Origin of the sequence: Streptomyces sp. 3N207 (genome assembly GCF_052246355.1) — a bacterium.
Classification (GTDB): domain Bacteria; phylum Actinomycetota; class Actinomycetes; order Streptomycetales; family Streptomycetaceae; genus Streptomyces.
In genome coordinates this window covers 1-14,112 of the sequence record NZ_JBQQBV010000008.1, presented here as the reverse complement: position 1 = coordinate 14,112, position 14,112 = coordinate 1, and the positions used below count along the sequence as shown (strand labels likewise).

Annotated in this window: 12 protein-coding genes; 8 read left to right on the top strand and 4 right to left on the bottom strand. The window is 71.3% G+C overall.

The window, feature by feature from the left end; all coding sequences use genetic code 11:
* Window positions 1-129: 129 nt before the first annotated feature.
* The 3 genes from ACTWP9_RS14280 to ACTWP9_RS14270 form a co-directional block, all read right to left on the bottom strand.
* Entirely contained in the window at window positions 130-1,110 is a 981-nt protein-coding gene (locus ACTWP9_RS14280) for a pentapeptide repeat-containing protein (RefSeq protein WP_443246487.1), read from the bottom strand.
* A 306-nt stretch (window positions 1,111-1,416) separates the two neighbouring features.
* Window positions 1,417-3,837, bottom strand: coding sequence for an ABC transporter permease (locus ACTWP9_RS14275; protein WP_443246486.1), 2,421 nt, complete (start codon window positions 3,835-3,837; stop codon window positions 1,417-1,419).
* On the bottom strand, window positions 3,834-4,706 hold the full coding sequence (locus tag ACTWP9_RS14270; RefSeq protein ID WP_443246485.1) for an ABC transporter ATP-binding protein: 873 nt from the start codon (window positions 4,704-4,706) through the stop codon (window positions 3,834-3,836). The genes ACTWP9_RS14275 and ACTWP9_RS14270 overlap by 4 nt, the downstream gene beginning before the upstream one ends.
* Window positions 4,707-4,816: 110 nt before the next feature.
* Between ACTWP9_RS14270 and ACTWP9_RS14265 the strand changes: the two genes are divergently transcribed.
* Window positions 4,817-5,992, top strand: coding sequence for a sensor histidine kinase (locus ACTWP9_RS14265; protein ID WP_443246484.1), 1,176 nt, complete (start codon window positions 4,817-4,819; stop codon window positions 5,990-5,992).
* Window positions 5,962-6,636, top strand: a complete 675-nt coding sequence (locus ACTWP9_RS14260) for a response regulator (RefSeq protein ID WP_443246483.1) — start codon at window positions 5,962-5,964, stop codon at window positions 6,634-6,636. Before ACTWP9_RS14265 ends, ACTWP9_RS14260 begins: the two co-directional genes overlap by 31 nt.
* A 23-nt stretch (window positions 6,637-6,659) precedes the next feature.
* Here ACTWP9_RS14260 and ACTWP9_RS14255 read toward each other — a convergent pair whose 3' ends face one another.
* Complete coding sequence (locus ACTWP9_RS14255; protein WP_443246724.1) at window positions 6,660-7,439, bottom strand: SAM-dependent methyltransferase; 780 nt, start codon at window positions 7,437-7,439, stop codon at window positions 6,660-6,662.
* 253 nt (window positions 7,440-7,692) lie between these two features.
* Here ACTWP9_RS14255 and ACTWP9_RS14250 point away from each other — a divergent pair, with 253 nt between their 5' ends.
* The 6 genes from ACTWP9_RS14250 to ACTWP9_RS14225 all read left to right on the top strand — a co-directional run.
* On the top strand, window positions 7,693-8,088 hold the full coding sequence (locus ACTWP9_RS14250; RefSeq protein WP_443246482.1) for a TOBE domain-containing protein: 396 nt from the start codon (window positions 7,693-7,695) through the stop codon (window positions 8,086-8,088).
* Between the two features lie 179 nt (window positions 8,089-8,267).
* Window positions 8,268-9,068, top strand: a complete 801-nt coding sequence (modA, locus tag ACTWP9_RS14245) for a molybdate ABC transporter substrate-binding protein (protein ID WP_443246723.1) — start codon at window positions 8,268-8,270, stop codon at window positions 9,066-9,068.
* A gap of 71 nt (window positions 9,069-9,139) precedes the next feature.
* Window positions 9,140-11,350 (top strand): ABC transporter permease, encoded by a 2,211-nt coding sequence (locus tag ACTWP9_RS14240; RefSeq protein WP_443246481.1) that lies wholly within the window; start codon window positions 9,140-9,142, stop codon window positions 11,348-11,350.
* A 127-nt stretch (window positions 11,351-11,477) separates the two neighbouring features.
* Window positions 11,478-12,119, top strand: coding sequence for a helix-turn-helix domain-containing protein (locus ACTWP9_RS14235; RefSeq protein ID WP_443246480.1), 642 nt, complete (start codon window positions 11,478-11,480; stop codon window positions 12,117-12,119).
* A gap of 273 nt (window positions 12,120-12,392) precedes the next feature.
* Entirely contained in the window at window positions 12,393-13,712 is a 1,320-nt protein-coding gene (locus tag ACTWP9_RS14230; RefSeq protein WP_443246479.1) for an NAD(P)/FAD-dependent oxidoreductase, read from the top strand.
* A partial coding sequence (locus ACTWP9_RS14225) for a (2Fe-2S)-binding protein (protein WP_443246478.1) occupies window positions 13,709-14,112 on the top strand: 404 nt, incomplete at its 3' end. The genes ACTWP9_RS14230 and ACTWP9_RS14225, both read left to right, overlap by 4 nt.

The following is a 14,112-nucleotide window of genomic DNA, read 5'->3' as shown; positions in this document are numbered from 1 at the left end:
GCAAGCTCTTCCGAGGCCGACCCATCCCCGGCAAGCTCCGCGGAGGCCGACCCATCCCCGGCAGGCTCTTCGGAGGCCGGCCGGTCCTTGGCGGGCTCCTTCAGCGCCGGTCCGTTCGGCGCGTGCTCCTCACTCGGTGGAGCGTCCGGGCCGGCCGGTGCCGTTGCGTCGAACCGCTCCTCCGTTCCGTTTGCCGCTTCCTCCACGCCCGGTGCGCTGCTCATTGCCGTTCCTCCCGCCGACGCCGCCACCGCCGCCCGCGGTGGCCTTCCCACGCGGCATGCCCCGCACCTGCCGCGGGGCCTCATGCTGCCGGGGGGGAGTGCCGGGCAGCCAGTGAGCGGGGCGGGTCAGCGTGTCGGGCACAGTGGTGGTCGCATCACCACGGGCGGCGTTCAATTGCGGCTGGGTCAGAAAGAGCGCCCCTGTCAGATCGGCACCCCGCAGATCGGCGTCACGCAGGTCCGCCCCGAGGAAGTCCACCTGACGCAGATCCGCACCACGCAGGTCAGCGGCGATCAGCAGCGCTCCCCGCAGCGTGGCCCCGCGCAGCCGCTCGCCGCCCAGCCGGGCCCCCATCAGATCGGCCCGCCGCAGATCACGCCCGCCGAGGCCGCTCCGTACCCGCTCGCTCACCCGCTCCAGCACCGGCCCCACGCGCCCCCTCCACGCGTCCAGCTCCACGCCTCGCAGTACATCGGCATCGCCCTCGACCAACGCATCGATCTCCGCGATCAAGAGGCGTGCCTCCCCGTCGTACCCCGCAGCTTCGGCCTCCGTCAGCAACCACAGCAACTCGTGTAGCTGCCTCGTCACCCGGAAGACCGCGAACATCTCCGGTCCCGGCGCCAGCCCCTCCCGCGCAGTCACCCGCTGCCCGGCCCCGTAGCAGTCGAAGACCGAGCAGCCAGTGAACCCGCTCTCCCGCAGCCGCGCATGGATCGAGCACCGATTCTCCGCGGTCAGGTTTGCGCATCGCTTCCCGGCCGGCTTGTCGACGGCGAAGTCCGCCGACGCCGTGAACGGCAGCGCCACACAGCACAGCCCCGCACAGCTCCCGCAGTCGGCCCGCAACCGCTCCGCGCTCCCCTGCCCGCTCGTCTCACTCACCCTCCCAACCTAACCCGCCCCGGAAATCAACCCCGCCCTCATCAAGCGGCACCCATACTCGCCAATTCCTCCCTCCGCCCGCCAACGGCACCTGCTCCGCCAAGACGCCGACCCCCGCCCCCACGGAGTCCCCAGGGAGGCCCCCTCGGGGGCGCCCCAACCGGGGCCTGCCCCCACAAACGTCCCGACGAAGGCGCCCCTCCGAGGAAGGCCAACCCCGACGAACATCCGGCGAAGGCCCCCGTATCTGGCGAACGCCCCCGCGAGGCCGGTGGAGCGGGCGGGCTTCGTCACCGACATATCGGGCTATCCCATACGCGCCCCCGGCCTTCCCACCGGGCCCCGCAACAGGCTGTATGCCGGAACGACGCTCGCCACCAGACCCAGCGCCAGGCAGCCACCTGCGGAACCCGCCACCCACGGCCAGGCGACCACCGCCTCCACCGCGACGCCCAGGCTCTCCCGCAGCCCATGGACCATCCCCAGCAGCGCGGGTATGACCACGACCATGCCCAGCACGGCTCCCAACGCAACAGCGCACACCGTCTCCCCCGCGACCGCCCGCAACGCCTGCCCGGACGTTGCTCCCGAGAGCCGCAGGATCCGCAGGTCCAGGGCCCTGTCAGCGGTGGCCGTCAGCAAGGTGGAGGCCACGGCTATGGCGGTGTACCCCGCAGTCATTGCCACCAGCATCAGCGTGAATATCCACACCAACCGGTCTTCTTCGGCCTCGGTCGAAGAGGCATAGCGCTGCACCGAGACTTCGCGGGCCCCCAGTGCACCGCCGAGCTGCGGCAATGTGTCCTCGCCCGTTCGGTAGGCGACGTCCGCGAGAGCCGACGGATCGTGTGCCCGCACCACCGCTCGCGGGAGCACCAGTTGATACGGCACCTCCCCGTCGCCCAGCACCTCCGCCACCCGCAGCCGCTCCTTGCGGCCGTCCTCGAAGGTGAGCATCGCACTCCGCCCCTGGCGCCAGCCGTGCGCGGCAGCCACAGACTCGGTTACCACGACACTGTCCATCGGTGGCGCGTGGTGGCCGTACAGCTTCGCAAAGCCCCCACCCACCCCGGTCGCCGTGAGCGCCACCTGCCCGCGTCCTCCATAGACGGTGGTGCTCAGCATCGCGTTGCGGGTCACGCCGGCTGTCGCTGTCGCCGCGTCGCTGAGGCCCGGGGTGCCCGCAGGCGCCAGTGCGGTGCGCGCCCGCACGGTGGCAGCCTGCCGGTCGGTGTCGGCGGTCTCCGTCGTCTGCACCGTGCTGGTGATGAGCACTGCGAACGTCACGGTGGCCAATACCGGAGCCACGGTGGCAGAGGTGCGGCGCACCGCTGCTCGCATGTTCTCCCGCACGAGTAGTGACGTGGCCCCCGGTCGGCCTGCCAGCGGGCGGGTGAGCGCTCCGACGACGGGCCGTACCAGCACAGGTATCAGCAGGGCGAGCCCAGCGGCCAGCCCCGCTGCCGTTCCCAGCCCGAGCAGCACCATGGTGTCGCTGCCGGCGAAGGCCGTTCCGACCGCGCAGGCCGCTCCCAGCACCGTCACCACCAGTCCGGCCGCCCATCGCCTTCGGGTCATGGGGCGCTCGTCGACGGCCGCTTCGCGCATCGCCTCCATCGGTGCGACCCGCGCCGCGCGCCGTGCAGCCGACCACGCCCCCACCAGCGCCACAACACTTCCCAGCACCAGGGCAGCACACGGTACCCACCAGCGGGAGAGCACCGCGAAGCCCTCCGGCTGCAGACCTGCGTCCACCAGCACTCCGGCAACCGAGGGTGCAACGGCCGACCCCATCACCGCCCCCACGGCGGCTCCGAGCACCCCTACGGTTATCGCCTCGGCGCAGACCGTGCGGCGCACCTGCTTCGGGGTGGCCCCGATGATCCGCAGCAGCCCGAACTCGCGGCGCCGCTGCGCAACACTGAACGCGAACGTCGAAGAGACGATGAAGACGGTCACGAAGGCCGAGAGCGCGGCCATGGCGGTGAGCACCTGCGCACCGATCCACCGGGTCATCTCGTCCTGCTGCGGCGCCAGGGCGTCACGGTCCTTCCCGGCGAGGACCTCGCCTCCCCCGGCCGTGCCTGCTACAGCCCGCTCGGCAGCATCCACCACGTCCGCGGCGGACGTGCCGGGCTCAAGGGTGAGTCCGATGACCCGAACGCCGCCTGCGAGCGCTGCCGCACGCGCGTCGGTGACGTAGTAGCCGGGTCCATCCAGCGTGCCGGAGACGGTGAAACGGTGGGGGCCGTCGGCGGTGAGTACAGTGACGCGGTCTCCGGGCTTGCGCCCGTAGCTGCGGTCGAGGGCGATGTGGTCGGGTCTCGCCGGTGCCCGCCCGTTGTGCAAGCCATACGAGGCGAGGGCTGCCGAGGACCAGCCGTGACCCTGCCGCTCCCCCTTGTCCTGCTCCGTACCCGGCAGTTGGGCATAGAAGGAGCGGTCGGCGACGGCCGCGCGCACCCCCTTGAGTCTGGCCAGCTTCCGTCCCAGCTCTGTCGCACGTTCCGGCGCCCACGGCGGCGGCTCCGCGAACTGGCCTCCCACCTGCTCGCCTGTCGGCGCCCGCACCAACACGGGCGCGCCAGCCAGACGTTCGGGCACTCCGGTGCCGCCGGACAGCAGCATCAGCGCGCTCATTGTCACCACGGCGACACCCAGCGCCACGGCCACGAACGATCCCAGAAACGCCAGCCAACGTTCCCGTACTGTCGAAAAGCTGATCACGGCTGCACCGCCCCCTCGCCTTCGGCTGTGGGCCGGGAGTCGCTGTCAGCGGTAGCGTCTTCTGCTGCTGTGGACTTCTCCAGCGCGGCCATTCGTGCTGCGATCGCCTCCGCGCCCTCGCTGCCGCGCAGCTCACTGACGGGTCTGCCGTCGGCAAGCAGCACCACGCGGTCCGCATAGGCGGCGGCTGCGGGATCGTGGGTGACCATGATGATCGTCTGGCAGTTCGCATCGACCAGTTCACGCAACAGGCGAAGGACCCCGCGCGAGGTATGTGTATCGAGTGCGCCTGTGGGTTCGTCGGCCAGGAGCACAGCCGGGCGCGTGATAACAGCTCGGGCCAAGGCCACCCGCTGCTGCTGGCCGCCGGACAGCTCGCTGGGCCGGTGCCCGGCACGCTCCCTGAGCCCGAACCGTTCGAGGGCAGCGGCCACTTCTCCCGGCCTGGCCCGGCGCCCGGCGAGCCGAAGCGGCAGCTCGACGTTCTGGGCAGCCGTCAGCGCGGAGACGAGGTTGAACGCCTGAAAGACAAAGCCGATCCGTTCGCGGCGCAGCACCGTCAGCGCATTCTCGTTCAAGACGCCCAGCTCGGCCCCGTCGACCAGGACACTTCCTCGAGTTGGCCGTTCTATACCGGCCGCGCAGTGCAGCAACGTGGACTTGCCGGATCCGGACGGGCCCATGACGGCGGTCATGGTGCCGCTCGCGAAACTGAGGGTCACGCCCCGAAGTGCGGTGACGGCTCGTTCCCCTTCTCCGTACCGCTTCTCCACTTCGCGCAGTTCCACCCGCGCGGGCGCTTCAGTTCGTGCGGCGAGATGTTCAGCCGCCGGGCCGGCGGCCCGCGACGTGGTCTGTTCCGTGGTCATGGCTCAAGGGAACGCCGCAGGATGCCCCGGACGCAGCAGTGCCTGGGCGAGTATCAGGACTACACCTGGCACTACTGCCCCGGCCCGCGCGGCCCGGCTACGGTCGTTTGGTGATCTCACGAACCGTCCTGGAAGCTCTCGGCCGTGCGCCATTGCGGTTTCCACTCACCGCCTGGCCATGGCGCTCGCTGGTCTATCTGCTGACCGGCGGCGCGCTGGCGGCCGCGGTGTATCTGACCGTCGCGGCCGTGCTGGCCGCACCGTTCGGCAGAGTGGCGGGAATGCTGTGCGCCGTGCTGGCCATAGCGTTCGGCGCCGCCTTGTCCGGCCCGCTGGAGCGGTGGCGTCTCGGCCTGGTGGAGCCCGACGTTCCGCTCCCGCCCATGGACCGGAGAACATATGGGTACGGCGCGGTGTCGGTGCTCGCCGTGGCGTGGGCCGACCTGGCTGTGGCGCTGGTCTCGCTCGGTATCCCCGGCATGCTGCTGCTCTCGCCGCTCCAGCCGACGGCGACGAGCTGGGAGAAGGTCACCGGCCCGATAGCCGGCGCAATGCTGCTGATCGTTGCGACCTATCCGATAGGCGCGTGGGCGGGAGTCCGCGGTGCCGTCACGCGCTCGGTGCTGGCGCCCAAGGACGGCGAGCTGCGTGCGGTCGTCCGCTCCCGGGCCCGGCTGGTGGACGCGTTCGAGACCGAGCGCCGCCGCATCGAACGCGACCTGCATGACGGGGCACAGCAGCGGCTGGTGGCGCTCAACGTGCGGCTAGGGCTGGCCGCATTGGACCTTCCGGCGGGGAGCGTCGCGGCCAAGGAGGTCGGTGAGGCGCATGCACTGGCCAAGGAGGCTCTGGCCGAGTTGCGAGAGCTGATCCGCAACGTCCACCCGCAGGTCCTCAGCGAGCGGGGCCTGCATGCGGCGGTACGGGACATAGCGGGCCGCTCGCCAATACCTGTCGACCTGGATATCGAGCTGCCGGGCCGTCTGCCGGCCGCCGCGGAGACCACAGCGTTCTTCGTGACGTCCGAGGCGCTGGCAAACGCGGCGAAGCACAGCAGGGCAGCACGCTGCTGGGTGAGGACGCGCGTCAAGGAGGGAGTGCTGCACTTGGAGGTGACGGACGACGGAGTGGGCGGTGCCGACACGGAGGTCGGCTCGGGCCTGACCGGTCTGGCCGACCGGGTGGCCGCGGCCGACGGCCGAATGTTCCTGTCCAGTCCGCGGGGCGGACCCACGCGGGTGAGAGCGGAGATCCCATGCAGGCCGAGCGTCCTCTCCGAATCGTGATCGCTGAGGACGGAGTGCTGCTGCGCGAGGGGATGGTCCAGTTGCTCCAGCGCTTCGGTCACGAGGTGTCGGCAGCGGTGGGTGACGGCGAGGCCCTGCTCGCGGCGGTACGGGAGCACCGACCGCAGCTGGTCGTGGCGGATGTGCGAATGCCGCCAGACTTCACCGACGAGGGACTGCGGGCGGCGCGCGCCCTCCAGGCGGAGCAGCCGGAACTGGCCGTGCTGGTGCTGAGCCAGTACGTCGAGCAGACCTTCGCCGAGGAGTTGCTGGAGAACGGCGAGCAGGGTGCGGGTATGGGGTACCTGCTCAAGGAACGGGTGGGAGATGTCAAGGAGTTCATGGACGCGGTCGGCCGCGTCGCCGACGGGATCACGGTCGTGGATCCGGAGGTGGTGCGCCAGCTCCTCGCCCGTCGGCGCGGGCCGCTGGAACGGCTCACTCCCCGGGAGCGCGAAGTGCTGGCGCTGATGGCGGAAGGACACTCCAACGCGGCCATCGCGCGCCGCCTGGTGGTGACGGAAGCGGCCGTCGCCAAGCACATCGCGGGGATCCTGCTCAAGCTCGAGCTCCCGGCTGACGATCCGGACGTCAACCGCCGTGTGGTCGCCGTGCTGACATATCTGCGAGGGGAGGGCACGTAGGAGGAGGGCACCCAGGAGAGGGGTCAAGGCTTGCGGGCGACGGCGCCGAACTGAGCAACGGTCTTCTCGTGTCCGGCCACATAGCCGGGCCGCCAGCGGGCGCACGAGACGATGCCGGGCTCCAGCAGGACCAGCCCCTGGAAGAAACGGGCGACCTCGGCGCCGGTGCGGGCGGTGATGGGGGGCGTGGCGTTCTCGTTCCAGAAGCGCATGGCCTCGACGTTGCTGGCCCCGCCCAGTTCCAGGGTGGGGTGGGTGAGCGCCAGGTAGCTGCCGGAGGGGACGGCCGCCATCAGGGTCTCCACGATGGCTGTTGCCTCGTCGGTGTCGGCGATGAAGTTGAGGATGCCCAGCAGTATGACGGCGACCGGCTCGGCGAAGTCCAGGGTGTCCGTGGCGGCATCGAGGATGGCTTGCGGCTGGTGGGCGTCTGCGTCGATGTAGTCGGTCTCTCCCTCCAGGGAGCCCGCGAGGAGGGCGCGGGAGTGGGTGAGAACGGTGGGGTCGTTGTCGACGTAGACGATCCGCGAGGTGGGCGCAATGCGCTGGGCCACCTGGTGGGTGTTCTCAACGGTGGGCAGCCCGGTGCCGATGTCGAGGAACTGCCGGATGTCGGCCTCGCCCGCGAGAAACCCCACGGCGCGGCCGAGGAAGGTGCGGTCCGCGCGGGCCACCTCGCGGATGCTGGGAAACATGCTGGTGACGTGGTCGCCGACCTGCTGGTCCACGTCGTAGTAGTCCTTGCCGCCAAGCCAGTAGTTCCACACCCTGGCGTTGTGCGCGACGTGGGCGACCGGGGGCATGTCCCCTGGGGGGTCGCTGCGCTCGCTCACCTCGGTGCCCTCTCCACTCGACGCCTGCGCCCAGGAGCTGTGGGCCGAGTCTAGGCCGTGGGGTGGGCGCTCCGGCAGCGCAGCGCCGGTGGCGGGGTCACGCTCGCACGGCCGCTCTAGGGAGAGGCGTGGTTGGCAATTCCTCCAGGAGGGGCTGGCAAATGCTATAGAGAGGGGCGATAAACGTTGCAGATGCGAGGGGGGACCTCATACGTTGACGCACATGCAGTCGTACACCATCGGGCAGGCCGCGCGGTTGCTCGGCGTCAGTCCGGACACGGCCAGACGTTGGGCCGACGCGGGCCGGGTCGCTACGCACCGTGATGAGAGCGGTCGCCGGCTGATCGAGGGGCGTGACCTGGCAGCCTTCTCCGTCGAGCTCGCCCAGCACACCGGCGAGGACGAGGAGAACCCCTACACGTCGGCCCGCAATGCGTTCCCCGGCATTGTCACAGCCGTCAAGTTGGGGGACGTGGCGGCGCAGGTCGAGATCCAGGCGGGCCCGCACCGGCTGGTCTCCCTGCTGACTCGGGAGGCCGTGGAGGAGCTGGGGCTGAGGGTCGGTATGCAGGCCACGGCCCGGGTGAAGTCGACCAATGTCCATATCGACCGTCCGTGAGGTCCGGCCCGACCGTCCACCGTCCCCGACATTCATCATCGCCGTCGCACCCTTCGCGGGCTTCGTCGGACCTGCACGGGCCCGTCGGGCCTCCCAGGCCGATTGGACCCACCGCGGGCTCCGTCGGGCCCTCCCCTTGTCTTGTGCCGCCTCGCCTCACCAGGAGTTTCCCCATGGCCATGAGAACTCTGACGCCTCGGAGGGCGGCTGCTGCGCTCGCCGCCGTTGCCGTTCTCGTCCCCCTCGCCGCGTGCGGAAGTGGTGATGAGGGCAGCGGCGACGGAGGCGGTAAGGGCGGCGGGGATAAGGCCGGGAAGACCGAGCTGACGGTGCTCGGAGCCGCATCCCTCACCGATGTGTTCCAGGCGGCGGGCAAGGCGTACGAGAGGGAGCACCCCGGCACGAAGGTGAAGTTCTCCTTCGCGGGGTCGCAGGCGCTGGCGGCGCAGGTCAAGCAGGGTGTGCCCGCGGATGTGCTGGCCACCGCCGACACCAGGACCATGGACGGCCTCAAGGGCGAGACGGGCAAGCCGGCCGTCTTCGCCAAGAACCGGCTCGTGATCGCCACTGGCGAGGGCAATCCGAAGCGGGTGAAGGGGCTCAAGGACCTGGCGGACAGCAAGCTCAAGGTGGTGCTGGCCGCGTCGGAGGTGCCCGTCGGGCGCTACGGCAAGCAGGTGCTGGACGCGCAGAAGCTGAAGGTCAAGCCCGTTTCGCAGGAGCCGAACGTACGAGCTGTGCTCAGCAAGGTGGAGTTGGGCGAGGCGGACGCGGGTCTCGTCTACAGGACGGACGCGGCCACGGCGCCCAAGAAGGTCGACGCCGTTGACATCCCTGACCGCCAGAACGCCATTGCTTCCTACCCGGCCGCATCCCTTAAGCAGTCCAAACACCAGAAGGAGGCCGCGTCGTTCGTGAAGTGGCTGAGCACACCCAAGGCGCAGAAGTTGCTGCGGAAGGCCGGTTTCCAGCGCCCATGATCCCCCCGGCGAAGCTCAGCACCCGCCCCGCGGGGACCGGTACAGGCCCCGCGAGGTCCGGCACGCGTCGTATGAGGCCCCGTACCCGGCCGCGTACGCCGTTCGCGCTGGCGCTGCCCGCGCTGCTCGCGATCGCGTTTCTGCTGGTGCCGCTGCTGGGCATTCTGGCGCGAACGGAATGGGGGGAGTTGGGCTCGCATCTGGGAAGTGAGGCCGTCACCGAAGCGCTGAAGCTCTCGCTGCTGGTGTCGTTCGGCGCGCTCGGGCTCTCCCTGGTGCTGGGCGTTCCGCTGGCCTGGCTGCTGGCGCGGGTCAGCTTCCCCGGCAAGTCGGTGGTGCGCTCGCTGGTGCTGCTGCCGATGGTGCTGCCGCCGACCGTGGGAGGCGTGGCTCTGCTGCTGGGCTTCGGGCGGCGCGGGCTGCTGGGGCCGTGGCTGGAGGACACGTTCGGCATCGTCCTGCCGTTCCACACCTCGGGTGCGGTGGTCGCGGCGACGTTCGTGGCGATGCCGTTCCTGGTGATCAGCCTGGAGGGCGCGCTGGCCGGGCTGCGGCCCGCCTACGAGGAGACGGCGGCCTCGCTGGGTGCCGGGCCGCTGCGGGTGTTCTGCACGGTGACGCTGCCGCTGGTCGCTCCGGGGCTGGCGGCGGGGGCGGCGCTCACATGGGCGCGTGCGCTGGGCGAGTTCGGGGCGACGATCACGTTCGCGGGGAATCTGCCGGGGACGACGCAGACGCTGCCGCTCCAGGTGTACCTGCTGCTCCAGGAACAGCCGGAGGCGGCGACGTCCGTCTCACTGCTGCTGCTCGTCATAGCCATGGCGGTGCTGGTCGGGCTGCGCGGCCGGTGGACGGGCGCCGGGAGCACCCGCGGGGGCGTCATCCCGGCTCCCGGCCCAACTCCTGGCGTGACCGCCTCGCCGCACGAGGCCACCGTCCCCGACCCGGCCGCCTCCAGCCGCGCCCCCACCGAAGGGGACACCGCCACCTCCGGGATTGCCCTCAGCCCTGCCGGGAATCCCGTCGACGGCACCGGCCCCCGTGGAAGCTGGCCGCTGCACGCCCGCGTCACCGGTTTCACAGAGCTGACGCTGGATGCCGCGCCCGGCACCACGGTGGCTGTCGTCGGTGCCAACGGTGCGGGCAAGACGACGCTGTTGCGCGCGCTCCTCGGTCTCACGCCGCGTGCCCGGGCCGAACTGTCGCTGGGTGACTTGGAGGTAGGCGCGCTGCCCCCGCACCGGCGCGGTGTCGCATGGGTCCCGCAGGACGGTGCGCTCTTCCCGCATCTGAGCGCACTGTCGAACACGGCGTACGGGCTGCGCGCACAGGGCGTACGGCGTACCGAGGCGCGCCGCCAGGCCCAGGAGTGGCTGGTGCGGCTGGGTGTCGGACACCTGGCGCACCGCAGGCCGGGGCAGCTCTCCGGCGGACAGGCGGGGCGGGTGGCGCTGGCCCGTGCGCTGGCGGCGCGGCCCCGGCTGCTGTTGCTCGACGAGCCACTGGCCGCGCTCGACCAGACGACACGCGCGCATGTACGGCACACGCTGCGCGGCCATCTCGCAGGCTTCGGCGGCGTCTGTCTGCTGGTCACACATGACCCGGTGGAGGCGGTCTCGCTGGCTGACCGCGTGCTGGTGCTGGAGGACGGCCGGGCCCTTCAGGACGCTCCGCCCGCCGAGGTCACCCGGCATCCGCGCTCGCCGTGGGTGGCACGGATGCTCGGACGTAACGCACTGGCGGGAACGGCCGCGGGGGACGGCACGCTGAAGCTCGACGACGGAGGCAGTCTGGTGGTCGCCGACCCGGTGGCGGAGGGGACCGCAGCGCTGGCGGTCATAGCTCCGGAGGCGGTCGCCCTGCACCGCGACCGCCCGCACGGCAGCCCGCGAAATGTGTGGCCGGGGACGGTACGGGAGATCACGGCGGTCGGCAGCAGGCTGCGGGTGCTCGTCACATCGACACCCGGCGTTGGAGGCCCCCACGGCTCACACAGCTCACACGACCCGCACCGCACACCCGACTCGGACACCGCTCCCAGCCCGGACACCCTGCCCGGCCCGGACAGCCCTTCCGCCCCGGGCGGCCGGTCCGGCCCGGACACCCCTCCCAGCCCGGACACCCCTCCCAGCCCGGACAGCGCGCCCGGCGCGCCCGGCCCGCCCGGCCCGGACCTTGTTGCCGAGATCACTACGGAGGCGGCTGCGGAGCTCGGGCTGGTGGACGGTGCGGAGGTGTTCACCAGCGTCAAGGCCACGGAGATCACCCTCGTGGAGAGATGAGAGCTGAGCGTGTGGGGTGAGCCCGACCGTCACGGTCCTTTGTTCGGGATAATGAGCAGGCACGCCAGGACATCGTTCTGTAAAGCGAACGGTCGTCGCGAGGGAAGCGCGAGAGAAGGGAGGGGCCGTGAGCGGTCCTGAGGGGTCGATCCGGGGAATGCTGGCGCTCAATCTGAAGCGGGCGCGGGTCCAGCGGGGGCTGTCGATCTCCGAGCTGTCCAGACGGTCGAAGATCGGCAAGGCGACGCTGTCCCAGTTGGAGTCCGGCACCGGAAACCCCACCATCGAGACGGTTTTCAGCCTCTCGCGCGTCCTGGAGGTGCCGATCTCCGATCTGCTGGACGCCCAGCAGCCCGCGGGCCTGCGGGTGGTCCGGGCCAAGGATGTCGAGATGCTCAGCGGCCAGGGCATCGACCTTCGTCCGCTCCAGCGGATCGAGGCGGGGCAGGCCGTCTTCGAGGTGTACGACCAGCAGGTCAGGGCCGGTGAGCGACGGGACTCACTGGGTCACGTCGGTGTCGAGCACACCATCGTGCAGGCCGGTCGACTGCAGGTCACGGTGGACGGGCACGAGGTGGAGCTGGAGGCGGGGGACTATGTCGGTTTCGACGCCACACTGCCGCACAGTTACGCCGCCCTGGACGGAACGGTGCGCTCGGTGCTGCTCCTCCAGTACCGGGCGGACCAGCGGCTGCACCACAACGCCCCGCACTCCCTCCCCGGCGAGGGCGCCCTGTGCGGCGGACCAGGCACACCGGCCGGCGCGTAGGGGCACCCCGAACCGGCGCACACCCCGGGCCGCGGCACCGCCCATCAACCCACCGGCACCGCCCCGGCAACCCCACCGGCACCGCCCCGGCAACCCAACCGGCGCCAGCCAGTCGGCAACCCCACCGGCACCCCCCCCAACGCCCCCCTCAACAACCCCTCACCCCCCAACAGCCCACCACCAGCCCACCACCAGTGCGCCGCGAAACCGTTGACACACCTCGAGCGCTCGCATAGCGTCCCAATCGTTCGCTTTGACGAACGAGGAGGTTCGGTGCACGGAACGCGAGTCCGAGTCGTGGTGCTCGGCGCCGGCATCATCGGAGCGGCCTGCGCTCGCGAACTGGCCCTGGCCGGGCTGGAGGTGACGCTTCTCGACCGTGGCGGCGCCGCGGCGGCGACCACCTCGCACGGCGAGGGCAACATCCTCGTCTCCGACAAGGGACCGGGTCCCGAACTCCGGCTCGCGCAGCTCTCCCGAAGGCTGTGGCCCGAGGCGCTGGCCGTGATCGCCGAACGCTCCCCGGCCGGGCGGCGGGCCGTCGAAGCCGCCGAATGGGACACCAAGGGCGGCATCGTCGTCGCCACCACCGAGGCGGAAGCACACGGGCTCACCGAGTTCGCCGCCGCGCAACGCGGCGCCGAGGTACGGTCCGACGCGCTGACCACGGACGCGCTCCGTACAGCCGAACCCTTCGTCACCCACGCCCATACGGCAGCCGTCCACTATCCGCAGGACGCCCAGGTCCAGCCCGCGGGCGCGGCAGCAGCGCTGCTCACCGACACCCTCGCGGCAGGAGCCACGCTACGGACCGGCGAAGAAGTGCTGGCCGGGGTAGGCCGCGACGGTCGGCTGACCGGTGTGCGCACGTCCGGCGGGCTGGTGGAGGCCGACCTGTTCGTCAACGCGGCCGGTCCCTGGTCGGGTGCGCTCGCCGCCAGGCTCGGCGCACCCGTCGCCGTCGAACCACGGCGCGGCGACGTCCTGGTGACCACGCCGCTCCCCCCGACCGTCTTCCACAAGGTGTACGACGCCGCCTACGTGGGCGCCGTCGGCAGCAGCGAGGAGGAGTTGCAGACCTCCGCCGTGGTCGAGTCCACGCAGGCGGGCAGCGTACTGATCGGCTCCTCGCGGCGCCGGGTCGGCTTCGACGACCGGCTGCGGCCCGAGGTGCTGTCGGCCGTCGCCGCCAAGGCCCTGCGGCTCTTCCCTTCGCTGGCCGGGGTGCCGGTGATGCGGGCGTACGGCGGGTTCCGGCCGTACGTGCCCGACCATCTGCCGGTCATCGGCGCCGATCCCAGGCTGGCCGGACTGTGGCACGCGAGCGGTCACGAAGGGGCCGGGATCGGGCTGTCGGTGGGCACCGGACGGCTGCTGCGGAACCTCGTACTGGGCGAGCCGACCGAGATCGACGCCCACGCGTTCCGGGTGGACCGACCAGCCGTCCTCGAACCCGCAACCGCGCCCCGCCGGCACAAGCAGGACCGCAGAAAGCGGGGACCGCAGCCCCGCGTACCGCAGAAACCAGCCCGACAGCAGAAGCCGGCCCCGCAGCACAAGCAGGACCGGCAGCAGGAGCAGGAGGGGGCATGAGCCCGAGACTCGTACCCGCCGAGAGCGACTCCACCGGACGTCTGGACCGGCCGCTGCGGATCACCGTCGACGGCGAACCGGCCGACGGTATCGAGGGTCAGACGCTGGCCGGTGTGCTGCTCGCCTCCGGCTGGACGGCCTGGCGCACCGGCCCGTCGGGCGCCGCGCGCGGGGTGTTCTGCGGTATCGGCGTCTGCTTCGACTGTCTGGTGACCGTCAACGACGACCGCGACGTACGCGCCTGCCGGCGGCGGGCCGTGGACGGTGACGTGGTGCGCACGCAGACCCGCACCCAGACCGGCGCCCAGACGCACCCACAGGCCCACCCACGGACATGTGCACAGACCCACGCCCAGCCCCACGCACACCCCCGCCCCCACCCCCACACCCGCCCCCACCC

Bases quoted from the DNA above. Each gene is read 5' to 3' on its own strand.
- ACTWP9_RS14270 (WP_443246485.1), bottom strand. From the start codon at position 4,706: ATGACCACGGAACAGACCACGTCGCGGGCCGCCGGCCCGGCGGCTGAA.
- ACTWP9_RS14260 (WP_443246483.1), top strand. From the start codon at position 5,962: ATGCAGGCCGAGCGTCCTCTCCGAATCGTGATCGCTGAGGACGGAGTG.
- ACTWP9_RS14255 (WP_443246724.1), bottom strand. From the start codon at position 7,439: ATGCCCCCGGTCGCCCACGTCGCGCACAACGCCAGGGTGTGGAACTAC.
- ACTWP9_RS14250 (WP_443246482.1), top strand. From the start codon at position 7,693: ATGCAGTCGTACACCATCGGGCAGGCCGCGCGGTTGCTCGGCGTCAGT.
- modA (WP_443246723.1), top strand. From the start codon at position 8,268: ATGAGAACTCTGACGCCTCGGAGGGCGGCTGCTGCGCTCGCCGCCGTT.
- ACTWP9_RS14240 (WP_443246481.1), top strand. From the start codon at position 9,140: ATGAGGCCCCGTACCCGGCCGCGTACGCCGTTCGCGCTGGCGCTGCCC.